Source organism: Leisingera sp. ANG49, from assembly GCF_059694505.1.
The window spans coordinates 76,899-92,546 of sequence record NZ_JCATZN010000003.1; the positions used below are offsets into that span (position 1 = coordinate 76,899).

Below are 15,648 nucleotides of genomic sequence, written 5' to 3' on the forward strand. Positions count from 1 at the left end.
CCGTCCCCCTTGTCGAGACTTGCGAGCGGGAAAGTGATGGACCAAGTGATGACCAAGAAGCCGCACGAAATGCTGGCCGCCACGCTGAGCCAGGAACTGGATGCGGTGAATGCGCTGATCCGGACCCGGATGGCCTCCAAGCATGCGCCGCGCATCCCCGAGGTGACCGCGCATCTGGTCGAGGCGGGCGGCAAGCGGCTGCGGCCGATGCTGACGCTGGCGGCGGCGCGGCTGTGCGGCTACGAGGGCGACCATCACCTGAAACTGGCGGCGACAGTGGAGTTCATCCATACCGCCACCCTGCTGCATGACGATGTCGTGGACGAAAGCGCCCAGCGGCGCGGCCGCCCGACCGCAAACCTGCTGTGGGACAACAAGAGCTCGGTGCTGGTGGGCGACTACCTGTTTGCCCGCAGCTTCCAGCTGATGGTGGAGACCGGGAGCCTGCGGGTGCTGGACATCCTGGCCAATGCCTCCGCCACCATTGCCGAGGGCGAGGTGCTGCAGATGACCGCGGCCTCGAACCTGAAGACGGATGAGGACGTCTATCTGCAGGTGGTGCGCGGTAAGACCGCAGCGCTGTTCTCGGCCGCGACCGAGGTGGGCGGTGTGATTGCCGGGGCGCCGGAGGAACAGGTGAAGGCGCTGTTCGAGTACGGCGATGCGCTGGGGATTGCCTTCCAGATTGCCGATGACCTGCTGGACTACCAGGGCGACAGCAAGGCAACCGGCAAGAACGTCGGCGACGATTTCCGCGAGCGCAAGCTGACCCTGCCGGTGATCAAGGCGGTGGCGCAGGCGACGGACGAGGAGCGCGCCTTCTGGACCCGCACCATCGAGAAGGGCAAGCAGGAAAACGGCGACCTGGAGCAGGCGCTGGCGCTGATGGCGAAATACAAGACGCTGGAAGCCACCCGCGAGGATGCCCATGGCTGGGCGGCCAAGGCGCGGGCGGCGCTGGAGGTGCTGCCCGATCACGAGATCCGCACCATGCTGAATGACCTGGCGGACTACGTGGTGTCGCGGCTGAACTGATACCCGGCAAGGGGCTTTGCCCCTCGCGCCTGCGGCGCTCACCCCAGAGTATTTTTGCAAAGAAGAAGCGGCCGGGCGGTGTGGCGCCTGGCCCAGCGGCGGGTAAGCATCGTTGATGCGAAGTCCCGCAAGCGGGAGATCCCTGTGCTCCGCGCAGCGCCGCGCGTCAGGTCAGGGTGACCGCGCTGCACCACCACTCAGGGTGCTCTGCCCCGATCTCATAGGCTGCCATATGGGCGGCTTTTTTTGTGGGATATAGCGCATAGCAGGTGGCACCGGAGCCGGACATGCGGGCCAGCAGCGCCTGGCGGGAGCTGCGCAGGTCGGAAAGCACCCGCGCGATTCCAGGTGCAACGGTGATGGCCGGGGCCTCCAGGTCGTTGCGCTGCTCTGCCAGCCAGGCGGCGCAGTCTTCACCGGACGTGAAGGACGGGATGTCCTGCGGCATCGGCGGGTTGTCGCGGGAGGCCAGCGCGGAAAACACCGGGCCAGTGGGCACATGCTCGCCCGGATTGACCAGCAGCGCATGCAGGTCCGGCAGCTCGACCGGAGTGACCCGCTCACCGATTCCCCGCATCCGGGCGGCGCGGGCGGCCATGCAGACCGGCACATCGGCGCCCAGCGACAAGGGCAGGCCTTCGGGGATATCGGCGCCCTGCCCGGCCAGCGCGCGCAGAACCGCGGCGGCATCCGATGACCCGCCGCCGATGCCCGCGCCATGGGGCAGCTGTTTGTTCAGGCTGATGCGCCCGGTCCAGCCCGCGCCTTCGGCGGCCTGCCACACCAGGTTGCGCGCGTCCGCGGGCACCCCCTCCGCGAACAGGCCGGAGACCTCCAGCGACAGCCCCGCCCCCGGTTCGAGCGCCAGCCGGTCGCCGGCATCTGCAAAGGCCACCAGCGAATCCAGCAGGTGATAGCCGTCCTCGCGGCGGCCGGTCACATGCAGGGTCAGGTTGATCTTGGCGGGTGCAAAGACCTCAGCCGCCATTGGCGACCTTCAGGGGCTGGGCGCCCTCTTCGGCCAGAACCGCGTCAAGGCCGATTTCCAGCTTGCGGCGGATGCGCTCGGGGTCGGCTTCGCCGTCGGTATCTTCCGGGTCGATGAAGGAGAGCGCGCGCTTCCACTGGAATTCCGCCTCGCGCTCGCGGCCCACGGCCCAGTAGACGTCACCCAGGTGATCATTGACCACCGGGTCCACCGGCATCAGCTCCACCGCGCGCTCCATATGGTCGACGGCCTCGTCGAAGCGGCCCATGCGGTAGAGCACCCAGCCCAGGCTGTCGACGATGAAGCCGGAGTCGGGACGCGCAGCGACGGCGCGTTCGATCATGTCCAGCGCCTCGTCCAGCTTGCTGCTTTTCTCGACCAGAGAATAGCCGAGGTAGTTCAGCACCTGCGGCCGGTTCGGATCCAGCTCCAGCGAGGCGCGGAAGTCGGCCTCGGCCTGCGGCCACTGGTCCAGCCGCTCGTGGCAGATGCCGCGGGCGTAATACAGGAACCAGCGGCTGCCGGAATCCGCGGGCGTCTTGTCCAGAGCCTTGTCATAGGCGCGGGCGGCGGCGGCGTAGTCCTCCTGCTGGCGCAGCAGGTCGCCGAGGCTGATGTAGACGCTCGGCTGATCGGGGTAATCGCGGGCCAGTTTCTCCAGCACCTCGATTGCGGCGTCCGGTTTGGCGGCGCGGCGCAGCGCTTCGGCCCGGCCCATTTCGGCGGCGTGGTAATCCGGGTGACCGGCAGGCACCTGCTTGTAAGTGGCAACCGACAGCTCATAGCGGCCTAGCTGGTCCAGCAGCCCCGCGCTGAGCAGGATGGCGTCCACATGGTCCGCGCGCAGCGAGGCCGCCATGCGGGCATACATCAGCACGTAATCATTGGCGGTATCGCCGTTCAGCGCCGCACCGAGGGTGAAGAACACCTCGGCGATGCCGTCCCGCGGGCTGGGGGCGATGGTGTAGGCCAGGGTTTCACCGGCGGCGAGCTGCGCGTCCAGCGCCTCAAGCCCCGGGTCGAGGCTGCTGCCGAAGGCATCGGCCAGAGCCTCGCGGGCATCATCGTTGCGGCCCAGCTGCGACAGGATCTGCACCCGCGCCACCGCGGCGCGGCGGCTGAGGGTGGCAAGGCGCCCGTCCTCGGCGGCAAACAGGTCCTCTGCCCCGCCGTAATCCCCGGCAGAGGCCAGCGCCAGGGCGCGGTGATAGAGCACGAAGGGTTTCAGGCTGCCATCCTTGGCAAGCCGGTCAAACGCCGTCAGCGCGCTGGAAACGGACCCCGCGCCGACATGCGCCCAGCCCTCCAGCAGGCCGTCCACCAGCGGGTGGATCGCGTCCCGCTCCAGATCCCGGTCCAGAATTGCCTGGAAGTCGCCGTCAGAGGCAAGACCGCCGGCCAGAACGATATTGGCCACCTGGCTGCGGGCGCCGGCCTGGCGCAGCCGTTCCGCCACCGGCACGGCCAGATCGGCCTTGCCCATGGCGAGCTGGGCGAACACCACGTTTTCCATCAGCAGCGGGTTCTGCGGGTCGCGCGCCAGCGCCTGGGTGTAATAGATCGCAGCGGCGGCGAAGTCGCTGTCATAGGTCGCGGCCCGTCCGGCCAGGTAGGATCCCGCCAGTCCTTCGGCCTGCACGGCAGGTGCGGCGGCGGCGGCCATCAGGGCCGCACAGGACAGGGTGCGAAGAATGGATACGGGCACTGGGGACCCCCTTACGGTTTACTGCTCTTTGCTCTTGTAAGAAAGCGTAGTGCGGCGCCCGTCAACACGCAATGGGGCGGTCCAAGGACCGCCCCATAAATTCCGGCAAAAGCCCGCCGGAAACCTAACGTTCCCGTTACATGTTGGGGTAGTTCGGACCGTCGCCGCCCTGCGGCGTGGTCCAGGTGATGTTCTGGGACGGGTCCTTGATGTCGCAGGTCTTGCAGTGGACGCAGTTCTGGAAGTTCACCACGAACTCCGGCTTGCCGTCTTTTTCCACCACCTCGTAGACGCCGGCCGGGCAGTAGCGCTGCGCCGGTTCCGCAAACTTCGGCAGGTTGACCGAGATCGGAGTGTCCTCATTGCCCAGGCGCAGGTGGCAGGGCTGGCTTTCCTCGTGGTTGGTCATCGAGAAGCTGACGTTGGTCAGACGGTCGAAGGACAGCACGCCATCGGGTTTGGGATAGTCGATCGGCTTGTGCTTGGAGGCTTCCTCGGTCGACTGGGCGTCATTCTTGCCGTGGCCCAGGGTGCCGAAGAAGGAGAAGCCGAACAGGTTGTTGGTCCACATGTCCAGGCCGCCCAGCGCCAGCGAGGCGGTGAGGCCCCACTTGGACCACATCGGCTTGACGTTGCGGACCATCTTCAGGTCCTTGCCGATGGCGCCTTCGCGCACGTCGGTTTCGTAAGCCGTCAGCTCGTCGCCCGAACGCTCGGCTTTGATCGCGTCAAAGGCGGCTTCAGCCGCGGCTTTGCCCGACAGCATCGCGTTGTGGTTGCCCTTGATGCGCGGCACGTTGACCATGCCCGCGGAGCAGCCCAGCAGGGCCACGCCCGGCGCCACCAGTTTCGGCATCGACTGCCAGCCGCCCTCGGTGATGGCACGGGCGCCATAGGCCACGCGCTTGCCGCCCTTCAGCAGGTCGGCGACCACCGGGTGGTGCTTGAAGCGCTGGAATTCCATGTAGGGGAACAGGTGCGGGTTCTTGTAGTTCAGGTGCACCACGAAGCCCACGTAAACCTGGTTGTTGTCCAGGTGGTAGATGAACGAGCCACCGCCCGCGTTGGAGCCCAGCGGCCAGCCCATGGTGTGGGTGACGGTGCCTTCCTTGTGCTTGGCCGGGTCGATCTCCCAGATCTCTTTCATGCCGACGCCGTATTTCTGCGGTTCCTTACCGTCGGAGAGGCCGAATTTGGCAATCACTTCCTTGGACAGCGAGCCGCGCACGCCTTCGCCCAGGAAGACATATTTGCCGTGCAGCTCCATGCCGGGCTCATAGGCCGGGCCGGGGGTGCCGTCGGGGTTCTTGCCGAATTCGCCGGCAACCACGCCCTTCACTTCGCCGTTGTCGCCATAGACCAGTTCCGAGCAGGCCATGCCCGGGAAGATCTCGACGCCCATTTCCTCGGCCTGCTCTGCCATCCAGCGGCAGACGTTGCCCATGGAGACGATGTAGTTGCCGTGGTTGTTCATCAGCGGCGGCATCGGGAAGTTGGGGATGCGGACCTTGCCGGCCTCGCCCAGCATCAGGAAATTGTCTTCCTTGACTTCCACGTTCAGCGGCGCGCCCTTTTCCTTCCAGTCGGGGATCAGCGCGTTCAGGCCGCAGGGGTCCAGCACTGCGCCGGACAGGATGTGCGCGCCCACCTCGGAGCCTTTTTCCAGGACCACGACCTGCAGGTCGGCGTCCAGCTGTTTCAGGCGGATGGCCGCAGACAGACCGGCAGGGCCGGCCCCGACGATCACCACGTCGTATTCCATCGCTTCGCGTTCAATCTCGGCCATTTGCGGCGCTCCTTGGCTTTCTGTTCGCTACCGGCCCCACCGGGCGCAATTTTCTGTCGCGGCTGCTTAGCGTTTGGCAGGCCGTGCGGTCAATCCAAACTCCGCGTCAAACACCTGTAAAACAGGCAACTGAGACAAAAAGTGCGTCCATTTTCGTCACTCAAGGATCATTTTCCGCCTCAGGCCGGTCTCCCATCAGGTATCGGGGTCCCTGCCCCTTCTGTGCCGCCCGGTCCTCGGGGTTGTAAAGTTTGCAATTCGGAAGCGAAAGACAGCCGCAGCCTATGCAGCCGTCCAGATTGTCGCGCAGTCTGACCAGGGTTTCGATTCGCTGGTCCAGGTGGCTGCGGAAGTTTGCAGAGATGCAGGCCCAGTCCTCCTTGGTCGGGGTGCGGCCGCCCGGCAGGCTTTTGAGGAAGCCGCGGATTTCCGGCAGCGAGAAGCCGAACTGCTGGGCAATCATGATGAAGCTGAGCCGCCGGATGTCGGCCCGGTGGAAGCGGCGCTGGCCGCCTGCGTTGCGCCAGGGCTCCACCAGACCTTGCGCCTCGTAATAGCGGATGGCGGACACGGCGAGGCCGGTGCGGTCGGCCAGATAGCCGATGGAAATCCCGGCGGACTGGGGCATGGCATACTCCCTGAAAAAATCTCTTGAGCTAAAGTTAGGTTTAGGAATTACGGTGAGTCGCATCAACAGGTTTGCTCAACCCGAAAAGGAGATTTCCGATGAGCGCAGTTTTGGAGCACGCAAACATCACCGTCGCCGACCCCAACGGCACCGCCGCCTGGATGGAGAAAGTATTCGGCTGGCATGTGCGCTGGGAGGGCGAGGCAAAGAACGGCGGCTACACCGTGCATGTGGGCGAGGAGAACAGCTATCTGGCGCTCTACACCCCGCGCACCGCGGCTGAAAAAGCGCCGGAAAGCTATGGCATTATCGGCGGGCTGAATCACGTCGCGGTCATCGTCGAGGATCTGGACGCGACCGAGGCGGCGGTGAAGGCCGCCGGTTTCACACCGATGAACCACGGCGATTACGAGCCGGGCCGCCGGTTCTACTTCCACGACGAAAACGGCATCGAATACGAGGCGGTGCAATATGACTGATCTGCCCGAGACGGCGCCGATGGCCGCCGCCTTTCACGGCATTTTTCCGCGCAAACCTGTGGAAAACCCGCATAATCTGCCCGGTTAGGCGGAATTGCAGGTGGTCGACCCCTGCGGCCACTTGAAATCGGGCGCGGGATTGGGTCAGGTATTTGTCAACCGGACCGGAGGCCCCGCGGCACATGCTGCGGGGCTGCGGTTTTCATAGAGACAAGAACAAAAGAGCGACCTGGACCAATCACATGGAAAAGATCCCGATGACCCCGGCGGGTTTCACCGCCCTGGAAAGCGAACTGAAGAACCTGAAATCCGTCGAGCGCCCGGCCATCATCCAGGCGATTGCCGAAGCGCGCGAGCTGGGCGACCTGTCGGAAAACGCCGAGTACCACTCGGCCCGCGAAAAGCAGTCCTTCATCGAGGGCCGCATCAAGGAGCTGGAAGGCATCCTGTCGCTGGCTGATGTGATCAACCCGGCCAAACTGTCCGGCGCCATCAAGTTCGGCGCCAAGGTGACGGTGGTGGACGAGGACACCGACGAGGAGAAGACCTGGCAGATCGTCGGCGAGCATGAGGCCAACATCGAAGCGGGCCTGCTGAACATCAAGTCCCCGATCGCCCGCGCCTTGATCGGCAAGGACGAAGGCGACAGTGTGGAAGTGCGCACGCCCGGCGGCGAGCGCGCCTATGAGATTCTCAAAATCGTCTATTCCTGATCCGCAAGGGCAGAGTGGTCATGACAGGCTCCAGCAGCAGTCCGGGTTCCAGCCCGAAGCCAGGCGGCAGCCAGCCGCTGCGGCGCCTTGACGGCCCCGCGGCCGCCAATGGCCTGGGCGGTGCGGAGCTGGTGGCCATCGGGCTGGGGGCGCTGTGGCTGCTGGCGGCGGCCGGGTTCTATCTGTTTGCGCCGGAAGATGCGGGCCTGTCGCAGTGGGCGGATCTGATCACAGGCGTGCTGGCGCTGGTGCTGCCGCTGGCGATGCTGTGGGTTGCGGCCTCTGCCGCGCGTTCGGCCCGGGTGATGCGCGAGGAGAGCGAGCAGCTGCAGGCCGCCATCGACGGTTTGCGGCAGAGCTACCTGGCCCAGTCCCAGCAGCATGCAGCGGTGGCGGAGACCTCGGTCGCCAAGCGGCTGGAGGAAATCGCCGAGGCCACCCGCAAGACCGAGACCGCACTGGCCACCTTCCACACCAGCCGCCGCGCCAACCCGCTGCGCCCGGCGATCCCGGCAGCGGCGGCAGAGATGACCGCGGCTGAACAGGGCTCGCTGGCGCTTGGAACCCAGGCGGCGGACACCGCGCCGCCGCTGCCCGCCGAGCAGTTCATCCGGGCGCTGAACTTCCCGGAAACCGCCGAGGACGAGGAAGGATTTGCCGCCCTGCGCGCGGCACTGCGCGACCGCAAGGCGGCGCAGGTGATCCAGGCGGCGCAGGACGTGCTGACGCTGCTCAGCCAGGACGGCATCTACATGGACGACCTGCGCCCCGACATGGCCCGGCCGGAGATCTGGCGCCAGTTCGGCCAGGGCGCGCGCGGCCGCGCGGTGGCGGCGCTTGGCGGCGTGCGCGACCGCACCTCATTGGCGCTGACCGCGGCGCGGATGAAGCAGGATCCGATCTTCCGCGATGCCGCGCATCACTTCCTGCGCCGCTTCGACCAGATGTTTGCGGACTTCGAGGCCGAGGCCACCGACGGGGAGATCTCCGCGCTCGGCAACACCCGCACCGCCCGCGCCTTCATGCTGCTGGGCCGGGTGGCCGGGACCTTCGACTGATCAGGGAGGCCCTGACGGGCCGCTGCCTCCGGCGGGAGTATTTATGCAAAGGTGAAGCTGCAGGGCGTTCGCGCCGCGCGTGAGCGCGGCGCCGGGCCCAACGGCGGGCAAGCATCTGTGATGCGCCGGATCGCCGGCGGGAGCGCCCCTCCTACATGGCGAAACTGCCGTAGGGAATGAAGCGGACCGGGTCGCCGGGCTTGATCTCCGCGGCGCCGTCGCCGAGTTCCACCAGGCCCTCGGCCCAGCTGAGGCCACTGATGCGGCCGGAGCCTTCGGATTTGAACACCTCCGCGCGGCCGTCCCGCACCCGCGCCCGCAAGTACTCGCGGCGGCCCGGTTTCTTGCGCTTTTCAAAACCTGCCGGGACATCAAACGCCTGCGGTTCCTGCCAGCCTGCCCCCGCCATCAGCCCCATTGCAGGGCGGGCAAAGATCAGCGTGCACACGAGGGCGGCCACCGGGTTGCCCGGAAGCCCGAAAACCGGCGTGCCCTGCCACATGCCCAGCGCCAGCGGGCGGCCCGGTTTCAGCGCGATGCGCCATTCCTGCATCGCCCCCGCCTCACGCAGGAGCGCCGACATGTGATCCTCATCCCCGGCAGAGGCGCCGCCGGAGGTCAGGATCACATCGGTCTGCGCCGCGGCGCCATCCAGGTGCGCGCGCAGCGCCTCGCGGTCATCCGCCGCCTTGCCCAGGTCCACCGGCACAAAGCCCAGCTGGCGGATCAGCGCCAGCAGCATCGGGCGGTTGGCATCGAAAATCTGCCCTTTACCGGCGGGTTCCCCGGCCTCGACCAGTTCGTCGCCGGTGGAAAGCACCCCGACCCGCAACGGCAGCCGCACCGTGAGTTCCGCCAGCCCGGTGGCGGAGGCAAGGGCGAGGTCGGCAGGCGTGATGACCCGGCCCGCGGGCAGGATGACCTCATCTGCGCAGACATCTTCGCCCGCCTTGCGGGTGTTCGCCCCCTGTTTCAGCGGGCCGTTGAAGGCGATCCGGTTGCCGTCGGTGTTGACGTCTTCCTCCAGAATCACCGTGTCGACGCCTTCGGGCAGCGCGGCGCCGGTCAGCACCCGGATGGCGCTGCCTGCAGGCACGGTTCCGTCAAAGGGCACCCCGGCTGCGGCCCTCCCCTGCACCAGCGGCAGCACATGCGGCCCCTTTGCCCTGCCGCCCGCAAAACCATAGCCGTCCACCGCCGTATTGGGCAGCGGCGGGTTGGAGCGTTTGGCCGCCGCCTCCTCTGCCAGCACCCGGCCCAGCGCATCAGCCAGCGGCACGGTTTCCGCACCGGTGACCGGCCCCAGCCTGTCCCTGAGCAGCGCCAGCGCGTCATCCACCGGGGTCCAGTCCACGCCCGCAGGCAGGGCAAAGCAGTCGTTGCTGAGCGGCGGCGGTGTCAGGGTCATTGCGGTTCCACTCCCAGAATCCAGCCCTCTTCGGGCGCATGGACGTTCAAAAGCCGCTCCAGTTCTGCCACGGGGCGGCGGCAAAGTTCCAGTGCGACCTGTTGTACCTGCCAGGTATCCTTGATGATGCCTGCAGGCGGATGACCGAGGGTCAGCGAGGGCCAGATCTCGATGAGCGCGACCGGCTTGTCCAAGGGCTCAAACGGCCAGGCTGCCACTTGCCCGGCAAAGCGGCGGCGCAGGCGGGCGAGCACCGGCAGCCCCATCATCACCTGGCTTCCCACCGCCCCGGCACCGGCCATCTGCCAGCAGGTGAAGCTGCCCTTGGCCAGATGCTCCACCGCGCGGCGGTCGGGGAAAGGGTTGCTGTAGGCGGCCTTGTTGCGGGGCAGACCGTCAATGTCCCGTTTCAAGCCGTTGGCCCAGAACGGCCCGTGCCCGCCGAACCTGCGGTTGATCTTGCCCGCAAGGTCAAAGCGGTTGTTGGATTTGGGGCTGTCGCCGATCCGGTCTTCGAACCAGTCCCAAAGGTTCAGCGGGTCCTCTGAACCGGTGAGCGCCTGCGCGAAACCGGCGGGGTAACCGAACGGGAAATCGAACCCCAGAAACAAACGGCGGCCGGCGGTCTGCTCTGCGTCCACGAGGCTCACCAGCCAGTCTTCGGCCAGTTGCCGGTTGCGCAGGTAGACCAGTTCTTCGGCAGCACCCCCGCGCACCACGCAGGCCCAGATAGCATCCTTGCAGGGCTTCGGCCCGCGGTCGTTGCCGCCGGACCAGTCGACCATGGCGAAGGTCTGCCAGCGGTTCAAAGGTCCAGCTCAGCCCGGATGAAATCCGCTATCGCCGCCGTGTCGTTCAGATCGAACACGGGGCGGTCCAGATCCAGCGCAGTGTCGCTGGCGATGGCCCGGATATTCACATCCCGCGGGGCGATCAGTTCGGTGCCCGCCTCCTGCCGGTAGGCCTCGATTTTGGGATGCGGTTCGCGCTTATAGCCCTCGACCAGCACCAGGTCGACGGGGTTCAGGCGGGCCAGCAGCTCTGCCAGCGGCGGCTCTGCCGCGCCGCGCAGCTCTTGCATGATTGCCACGCGGCCGGCTGAGGCCAGCACCACCTCGGACGCGCCGGCCTGACGGTGGCGGTAGCTGTCGGTTCCGGGCTGGTCCACATCGGTGGCGTGGTGAGCGTGCTTGATGGTGGAAACGGAGAAGCCGCGGGCGCAAAACTCCGCCACCAGCCGTTCCATCAGCCCGGTCTTGCCGTTGTTCTTCCAGCCGGTGACGCCGTAGATCTTCATTTCAAGAGCGCCTCTGCCTTGGCCAGATCATCCGGCGTGTTGATGTTGAAGAACGGGTCGAAAGGGTCGGCCTCGAACAGCGCCTCGCGGCCGCCGTGCTGGTCGGTCCAGAGGACGACTTTGCGCAGACCGTCATTCAATGCTGCCCGCAGGTCATCGCGCAGGGCAACGGGCCAGAGGCCGAAAGCCGGGTGCCGGTTGATACGTTTGCCACCGCCGGATTTCAGCGCCTCGTCGCCGGTGCGCGGGGTGGTCGCGAGCACCAGCGGCTTGTCCATGCCTTTTGCCGCTGCGGTCAGCCGGGCGACCAGATCCTGCGGGAAGAACGGCGTGTCGGCGGCGGCGGTGACGATGGTGTCCGCGCCCTGCTCTGCCGCCCAATCTAGACCCGCAAGCACGCCTGCCAGAGGTCCGGCGAAGCCTTCGATCGAGTCGGCAATCACCGGCAGGCCCAGATCGGCGAAGCGCTCCGGGTCGCCATTGGCGTTGAGCGCGAGGCCGGCAACCTGCGGTGCCAACCGGTCCACGACACGGGACAGCAGACTCTGGCCGCCGACCTGCAGCCGCCCCTTGTCGCCGCCGCCCATCCGGGTGGCGAGGCCGCCTGCGAGAATTACTCCGAGGGGTTGGGTCATGGGGTGCCCTCCGTCAGCCTAAAAGGTCTGGAAACAAGAAACGTCACGAGAAAACATGCGGACAGGAACAGAACACCCTCTAGCCCCAACAAAGGGAAAACACAGATCAGCATGCCAAAATAAACAGCCCCAAAGGCAAGCCGGCATTTCTTTACCTGAGCCTGAATTTCTGCTGATCCACCCTCGATCCCCGCGAAAATCACTTGCCGTGAAACAGTGCGATTTACCGGCGTCACGCCAAGCCGCTTCGCAAGGGGCCACCAGAACCGGTATGCGACCCAGAAACCGAGAGCGCCGAAGATCACCAAAGGTGAAAATATCACAAGCAGCACATATAGGACCTCAACCTTCATCCCGCACTTTTCCGCCTGTGTTTCTTCTCTTCCACCGGCGCGTCCTTGGGGTCCATGTCGCGCACTAGACGCTCCTCGCCCGAGAGGCAGATGAACCGCTGGCCGCGCATCCGGCCGATCAGCGTGAGGCCGACCTCGCGCGCGATCTCCACGCCCCAAGCAGTGAAGCCGGAGCGCGACGCCAGCACCGGGATGCCCATCATCGCGGTCTTGATCACCATCTCCGAGGTCAGCCGCCCGGTGGTGTAGAGGATCTTGTCGGCAGCCTCTGCCTGTTCGGACAGCATCCAGCCTGCAATCTTGTCCACCGCGTTATGGCGGCCGACGTCCTCCATATAGACCAGCGGGCGGTCCTGCCGGCAGAGCACCGTGCCGTGGATGGCGCCGGCCTCAAGGTACAGGGACGGCGTGCGGTTGATCTTGTGCGCCAGCGCGTAGAGCCAGGAGGTGCGGATCTCCGCCTCGGGCAGGCGCACGTCCTCCAGCCCCTCCATCATGTCGCCGAAGACGGTGCCGACCGCGCAGCCGGAGGTGCGGGTCTTCTTCTTCAGCTTCTCCTCGTGGCTGGTTTCCACCGCGGTGCGCACCACCACGGTTTCCAGATCCTCGTCATAATCGACACGGGTCACCTCATCCTCGTCGCGCAGCATCCGCTGATTGCGCAGGAAGCCGAGCGCCAGGTATTCCGGGTAGTCGCCGATGGTCATCGCGGTGACAATTTCCTGGGAATTCAGGAAGATGGTCAGCGGGCGTTCCTCCACCACGGCGATCTCGCTGGCTTCGCCGTTCTGATCGACGCCGGTGACGGCGCGGGTCAGCCGCGGGTCGGCAACGCCGGGGGCGATCAGATATTCTGACGTGATATCCATACTCACCAATTGCATTCCTTCTGCGTCCGCCGTAGTGCGGTTCAACGCAATCTAGGACGCGCAGATGGCAATCACCACCACCAAATCGGCCTTCTGGAAAGGGTTTCGCGACAGCGCGCCCTTCATCTTCATGGCCTCACCCTTCGGCTTCCTGTTCGGAGTGCTGGCGGCCGAGGCCGGGCTGATCGTGCCGGAGGCCTTTGCCTTCTCACTGGCGGTCTTTGCCGGAGCGGCCCAGTTCACCGCGCTGCAGCTGATGCAGGAAAACGCGCCGCTGATCATCATCCTGATCTCGGCCCTGGCGGTGAACCTTCGGATGGCGATGTATTCGGCGTCGCTCACACCCTACCTGGGCGATGCGCCGATGTGGCAGCGGGCGCTGGCCGCCTATTTCGTGGTGGACCAGTCCTATGCGCTGTCGATCGTCAAATTCGAAACCGAGCCGGAGATGCCGCTGCCGCAGCGGGTGGCCTATTTCTTTGGCACCAATGGCATCGTGGCGCCCGCCTGGGTGATTGCCACCGCGCTGGGGGCGCTGGTGGGCACCCGGATCCCGGAAAGCTGGGGTGTGGATTTCGTGCTGCCGCTGGCGTTTCTGGCGATGATCGGGCCGATGCTGCGCACGCCTGCGCATGTGGCGGCCTGTTTCGTGGCGGTGGCCACCTCGCTGCCGGCCGCGGCGCTGCCCTATAACCTGGGGCTGATCGTGGCGGGGATTGCCGGCATGATGGCCGGCGCGCAGGCAGAACTGTGGCTGGAACGGCAGAAGGCCAAGGCGGAGGGCACGAAATGAGCAGCATTCCGGAACCGGTCCTGTGGACCGTGATCATCGGGCTGGCGCTTGGCAGCTACGGCCTGCGCTTTGCCTTCATCGGCTTCATGGGCGGCAAGCCGATTGCGCCCTGGCTGATGCGGCATCTGCGCTATACCGCCGTTGCGATCATCCCGGCGCTGGTGGCGCCGCTGGTGGTCTGGCCCGCCCCGACCGGCGGCGACCCCAGCCTGATGCATTTTGCCGCCGCGGCCGCGACGTTTGCCGCGGGCTATCTGTCCCGCAACGTGCTGATCGGCCTCGGCACCGGCGGGCTGTGCCTGCTGCTGCTGTATCTCGCCGCCTGAGCACTGCCTGCCGGTTCAGGGGACGCGCAGCGTCCGCGCCCCAAGGCGCTGCTTGCCCTTCAGGCGGCGGGAAGTACGGTAGAATCGGCTAGGGCCTTGAGGGCGGACCTGCCCCTCGAGGCGTTCTCAGCAAACCTCTGCCATGCGCAGCATGGCCCGCGCCGGGCGGGCGTCTTTTACTCCGCCGCGCTCAGCGCGGCGTCGCTCTTGGCGAGGCCCGCCTGCAGGTCGGCGCTGTCGTTTTCGTAGTAGCGCTCTGTCACCACACCGGGCAGCTGGCCGAACTGGGCGGACAGCTTCTCGGGGTAGAAAGTCCGGTCGAGGCTCTCGAAACCCGGCACCTGCTGCAGGATGCCGATGGTGGCCTGGGCGCAGTAGGCGCCGGGCACCCGGCCGTTGGTTACCGCCAGCTGATAGGCTTTCTGGGCCTGCTCCGGCGTCACCTCAACCCGCTGCACCACCACATGGAAGGTGCTGCGCGCATGAGCGCCGCGGTAGGCTTTCTCGACTGCGGGGGTTATGCCGTAAAGGACGTCGTTCCGCTCCGGCACCACCGAGGCGTAGAACGAGCCTGCCGGATCGAAAATCACCCGTTCGGAGGCGTTGATCATCAGCGACGCGTGGCCGCCCCGCCCGGTGCGGTTGTTGATCATCGTGTAAAGGGTGAGCGTGGCGGGACCTGGGTGGCGGTAGGCCACCTTGGCCAGCGTCCCGGCATCCGCGTTCGGCTGCTGCGGTGCCGCGCAACCCGCAAGCGCCAGCATCACCGCGCCGAGGCAGAGCAGATTGCGCATCGTTTCGGTCCGGAAATCAGGAAGCGAAGACAGCCAGGAACAGCGCGAAGAAGACCATCGCAATGCAGAAACGGGTCACGAAGGTCAGGAAGCTGGAGTAAGTCTTTTCCTGAACGGTTGTGTCCATGGTGCCGTGCTGATGTTCAGCCATGTGAGTATTCCCTCAAATTCACGTGCATTTTCCCGGTGATTAGCGGATTTGCCGCGCCCTGTCACCACGTCATTCGGGCGCATCCGGCGCAAATGCCGCCCGAAAACCACAGAATTCCGCCGGGGGTCCCGGCCCTGCGGAACACGCGCCGAATCGCGTGGCTCACTCCTGCTCGAGGTCCGACGCGAGGCGGAAGCCGATGCGGTTGGCTGGCGCTTCTTCGCGCGCCTTGGGCACCGTGCGCAGCATCACGTTCAGCTGGCTGACATGCTGCACCAGCTGGGTCCGGGAGCCGTCCGGCTCGCTGCCGTAGAAAGTGATGATGTCGGGATCGAAATAGCCCATGCCCTCGATCCTGAGCACGCCGGTGTTGCCGCCGGTGAAGCCCATCGCCACCTCGTGCTCGGAATCCAGCTGCTGCTCGAAGTTCTGGATGTAGAGGATCAGCCGCTCATAGGCCCAGCGGGCCGGGCTTTTGGCGGCGTCGGGCTTCTGCAGCTTCTCCGGCACCTTGGTCAGGCCGGCGCAAGCCTCGGGGTCGGCGTGGACTTCATGCACGCAGGGCAGCACCGCCGCCTCTGCTGCCTCGGCGCTGGTTGAAATCTCGTCGCTCATGGTGCCTCCCCTCCT

Annotated in this window: 19 protein-coding genes; 6 read left to right on the forward strand and 13 right to left on the reverse strand. The window is 66.1% G+C overall.

Going from position 1 to position 15,648, the window contains the following annotated elements; genetic code table 11:
- Nucleotides 1–36: 36 nt before the first annotated feature.
- Complete coding sequence (locus AC58NV_RS10700) at nucleotides 37–1,035, forward strand: polyprenyl synthetase family protein (protein ID WP_497227116.1); 999 nt, start codon at nucleotides 37–39, stop codon at nucleotides 1,033–1,035.
- A 166-nt stretch (nucleotides 1,036–1,201) separates the two neighbouring features.
- Here the strand turns inward: AC58NV_RS10700 and AC58NV_RS10705 are convergent, their stop codons facing one another.
- The 4 genes from AC58NV_RS10705 to soxR all read right to left on the reverse strand — a co-directional run bounded on the left by AC58NV_RS10705 (nucleotide 1,202) and on the right by soxR (nucleotide 6,142).
- Nucleotides 1,202–2,023 carry a 4-(cytidine 5'-diphospho)-2-C-methyl-D-erythritol kinase gene (locus tag AC58NV_RS10705; protein ID WP_497227117.1) on the reverse strand — a complete coding sequence of 274 codons (822 nt, stop codon included), beginning with the start codon at nucleotides 2,021–2,023 and terminating at the stop codon, nucleotides 1,202–1,204.
- The gene (locus AC58NV_RS10710) at nucleotides 2,013–3,728 is read right to left on the reverse strand and encodes a tetratricopeptide repeat protein (RefSeq protein WP_497227118.1); all 1,716 of its coding nucleotides are present in this window, start codon (nucleotides 3,726–3,728) and stop codon (nucleotides 2,013–2,015) included. The genes AC58NV_RS10705 and AC58NV_RS10710 overlap by 11 nt, the downstream gene beginning before the upstream one ends.
- Nucleotides 3,729–3,864: 136 nt before the next feature.
- Nucleotides 3,865–5,514: an electron transfer flavoprotein-ubiquinone oxidoreductase gene (locus AC58NV_RS10715; RefSeq protein WP_497227119.1), complete on the reverse strand. Its 1,650-nt coding sequence runs from the start codon at nucleotides 5,512–5,514 to the stop codon at nucleotides 3,865–3,867.
- A gap of 160 nt (nucleotides 5,515–5,674) precedes the next feature.
- Entirely contained in the window at nucleotides 5,675–6,142 is a 468-nt protein-coding gene (soxR, locus tag AC58NV_RS10720) for a redox-sensitive transcriptional activator SoxR (RefSeq protein WP_497227120.1), read from the reverse strand.
- 98 nt (nucleotides 6,143–6,240) lie between these two features.
- Between soxR and AC58NV_RS10725 the strand changes: the two genes are divergently transcribed.
- The 3 genes from AC58NV_RS10725 (at nucleotide 6,241) to AC58NV_RS10735 (ending at nucleotide 8,392) form a co-directional block, all read left to right on the forward strand.
- Nucleotides 6,241–6,621 (forward strand): VOC family protein, encoded by a 381-nt coding sequence (locus tag AC58NV_RS10725; protein WP_497227121.1) that lies wholly within the window; start codon nucleotides 6,241–6,243, stop codon nucleotides 6,619–6,621.
- A gap of 242 nt (nucleotides 6,622–6,863) precedes the next feature.
- Nucleotides 6,864–7,334, forward strand: coding sequence for a transcription elongation factor GreA (greA, locus tag AC58NV_RS10730; RefSeq protein WP_497227122.1), 471 nt, complete (start codon nucleotides 6,864–6,866; stop codon nucleotides 7,332–7,334).
- A 20-nt stretch (nucleotides 7,335–7,354) separates the two neighbouring features.
- Nucleotides 7,355–8,392 carry a hypothetical protein gene (locus AC58NV_RS10735; RefSeq protein WP_497227123.1) on the forward strand — a complete coding sequence of 346 codons (1,038 nt, stop codon included), beginning with the start codon at nucleotides 7,355–7,357 and terminating at the stop codon, nucleotides 8,390–8,392.
- A gap of 151 nt (nucleotides 8,393–8,543) precedes the next feature.
- Here the strand turns inward: AC58NV_RS10735 and AC58NV_RS10740 are convergent, their stop codons facing one another.
- The 6 genes from AC58NV_RS10740 to AC58NV_RS10765 are packed head-to-tail and all read right to left on the reverse strand — an operon-like array spanning nucleotide 8,544 to nucleotide 12,954.
- Entirely contained in the window at nucleotides 8,544–9,800 is a 1,257-nt protein-coding gene (locus tag AC58NV_RS10740) for a molybdenum cofactor synthesis domain-containing protein (protein ID WP_497227124.1), read from the reverse strand.
- Nucleotides 9,797–10,609: a molybdopterin guanine dinucleotide synthesis gene (locus tag AC58NV_RS10745; protein ID WP_497227125.1), complete on the reverse strand. Its 813-nt coding sequence runs from the start codon at nucleotides 10,607–10,609 to the stop codon at nucleotides 9,797–9,799. The genes AC58NV_RS10740 and AC58NV_RS10745 overlap by 4 nt, the downstream gene beginning before the upstream one ends.
- Nucleotides 10,606–11,097: a molybdopterin-guanine dinucleotide biosynthesis protein B gene (gene mobB, locus AC58NV_RS10750; protein WP_497227126.1), complete on the reverse strand. Its 492-nt coding sequence runs from the start codon at nucleotides 11,095–11,097 to the stop codon at nucleotides 10,606–10,608. Before mobB ends, AC58NV_RS10745 begins: the two co-directional genes overlap by 4 nt.
- Nucleotides 11,094–11,732 carry a molybdenum cofactor guanylyltransferase MobA gene (gene mobA, locus AC58NV_RS10755; protein ID WP_497227127.1) on the reverse strand — a complete coding sequence of 213 codons (639 nt, stop codon included), beginning with the start codon at nucleotides 11,730–11,732 and terminating at the stop codon, nucleotides 11,094–11,096. The genes mobB and mobA overlap by 4 nt, the downstream gene beginning before the upstream one ends.
- The gene (locus AC58NV_RS10760) at nucleotides 11,729–12,085 is read right to left on the reverse strand and encodes a hypothetical protein (RefSeq protein WP_497227128.1); all 357 of its coding nucleotides are present in this window, start codon (nucleotides 12,083–12,085) and stop codon (nucleotides 11,729–11,731) included. Before AC58NV_RS10760 ends, mobA begins: the two co-directional genes overlap by 4 nt.
- Entirely contained in the window at nucleotides 12,082–12,954 is an 873-nt protein-coding gene (locus AC58NV_RS10765) for a formate dehydrogenase accessory sulfurtransferase FdhD (protein ID WP_497227649.1), read from the reverse strand. Before AC58NV_RS10765 ends, AC58NV_RS10760 begins: the two co-directional genes overlap by 4 nt.
- A gap of 64 nt (nucleotides 12,955–13,018) precedes the next feature.
- On the opposite strand from AC58NV_RS10765, the gene AC58NV_RS10770 reads away from it, so the two are divergent.
- Nucleotides 13,019–13,747: an AzlC family ABC transporter permease gene (locus AC58NV_RS10770; protein WP_497227129.1), complete on the forward strand. Its 729-nt coding sequence runs from the start codon at nucleotides 13,019–13,021 to the stop codon at nucleotides 13,745–13,747.
- Entirely contained in the window at nucleotides 13,744–14,073 is a 330-nt protein-coding gene (locus tag AC58NV_RS10775) for an AzlD domain-containing protein (protein ID WP_497227130.1), read from the forward strand. The genes AC58NV_RS10770 and AC58NV_RS10775 overlap by 4 nt, the downstream gene beginning before the upstream one ends.
- A gap of 176 nt (nucleotides 14,074–14,249) precedes the next feature.
- Here the strand turns inward: AC58NV_RS10775 and AC58NV_RS10780 are convergent, their stop codons facing one another.
- The 3 genes from AC58NV_RS10780 to AC58NV_RS10790 form a co-directional block, all read right to left on the reverse strand.
- Nucleotides 14,250–14,867 carry a hypothetical protein gene (locus AC58NV_RS10780; RefSeq protein ID WP_497227131.1) on the reverse strand — a complete coding sequence of 206 codons (618 nt, stop codon included), beginning with the start codon at nucleotides 14,865–14,867 and terminating at the stop codon, nucleotides 14,250–14,252.
- A 16-nt stretch (nucleotides 14,868–14,883) separates the two neighbouring features.
- Nucleotides 14,884–15,018 (reverse strand): aa3-type cytochrome c oxidase subunit IV, encoded by a 135-nt coding sequence (locus tag AC58NV_RS10785; protein WP_366661337.1) that lies wholly within the window; start codon nucleotides 15,016–15,018, stop codon nucleotides 14,884–14,886.
- Nucleotides 15,019–15,180: 162 nt separating this feature from the next.
- Nucleotides 15,181–15,633: a DUF6173 family protein gene (locus AC58NV_RS10790; RefSeq protein WP_366661336.1), complete on the reverse strand. Its 453-nt coding sequence runs from the start codon at nucleotides 15,631–15,633 to the stop codon at nucleotides 15,181–15,183.
- Nucleotides 15,634–15,648 lie beyond the last annotated feature (15 nt).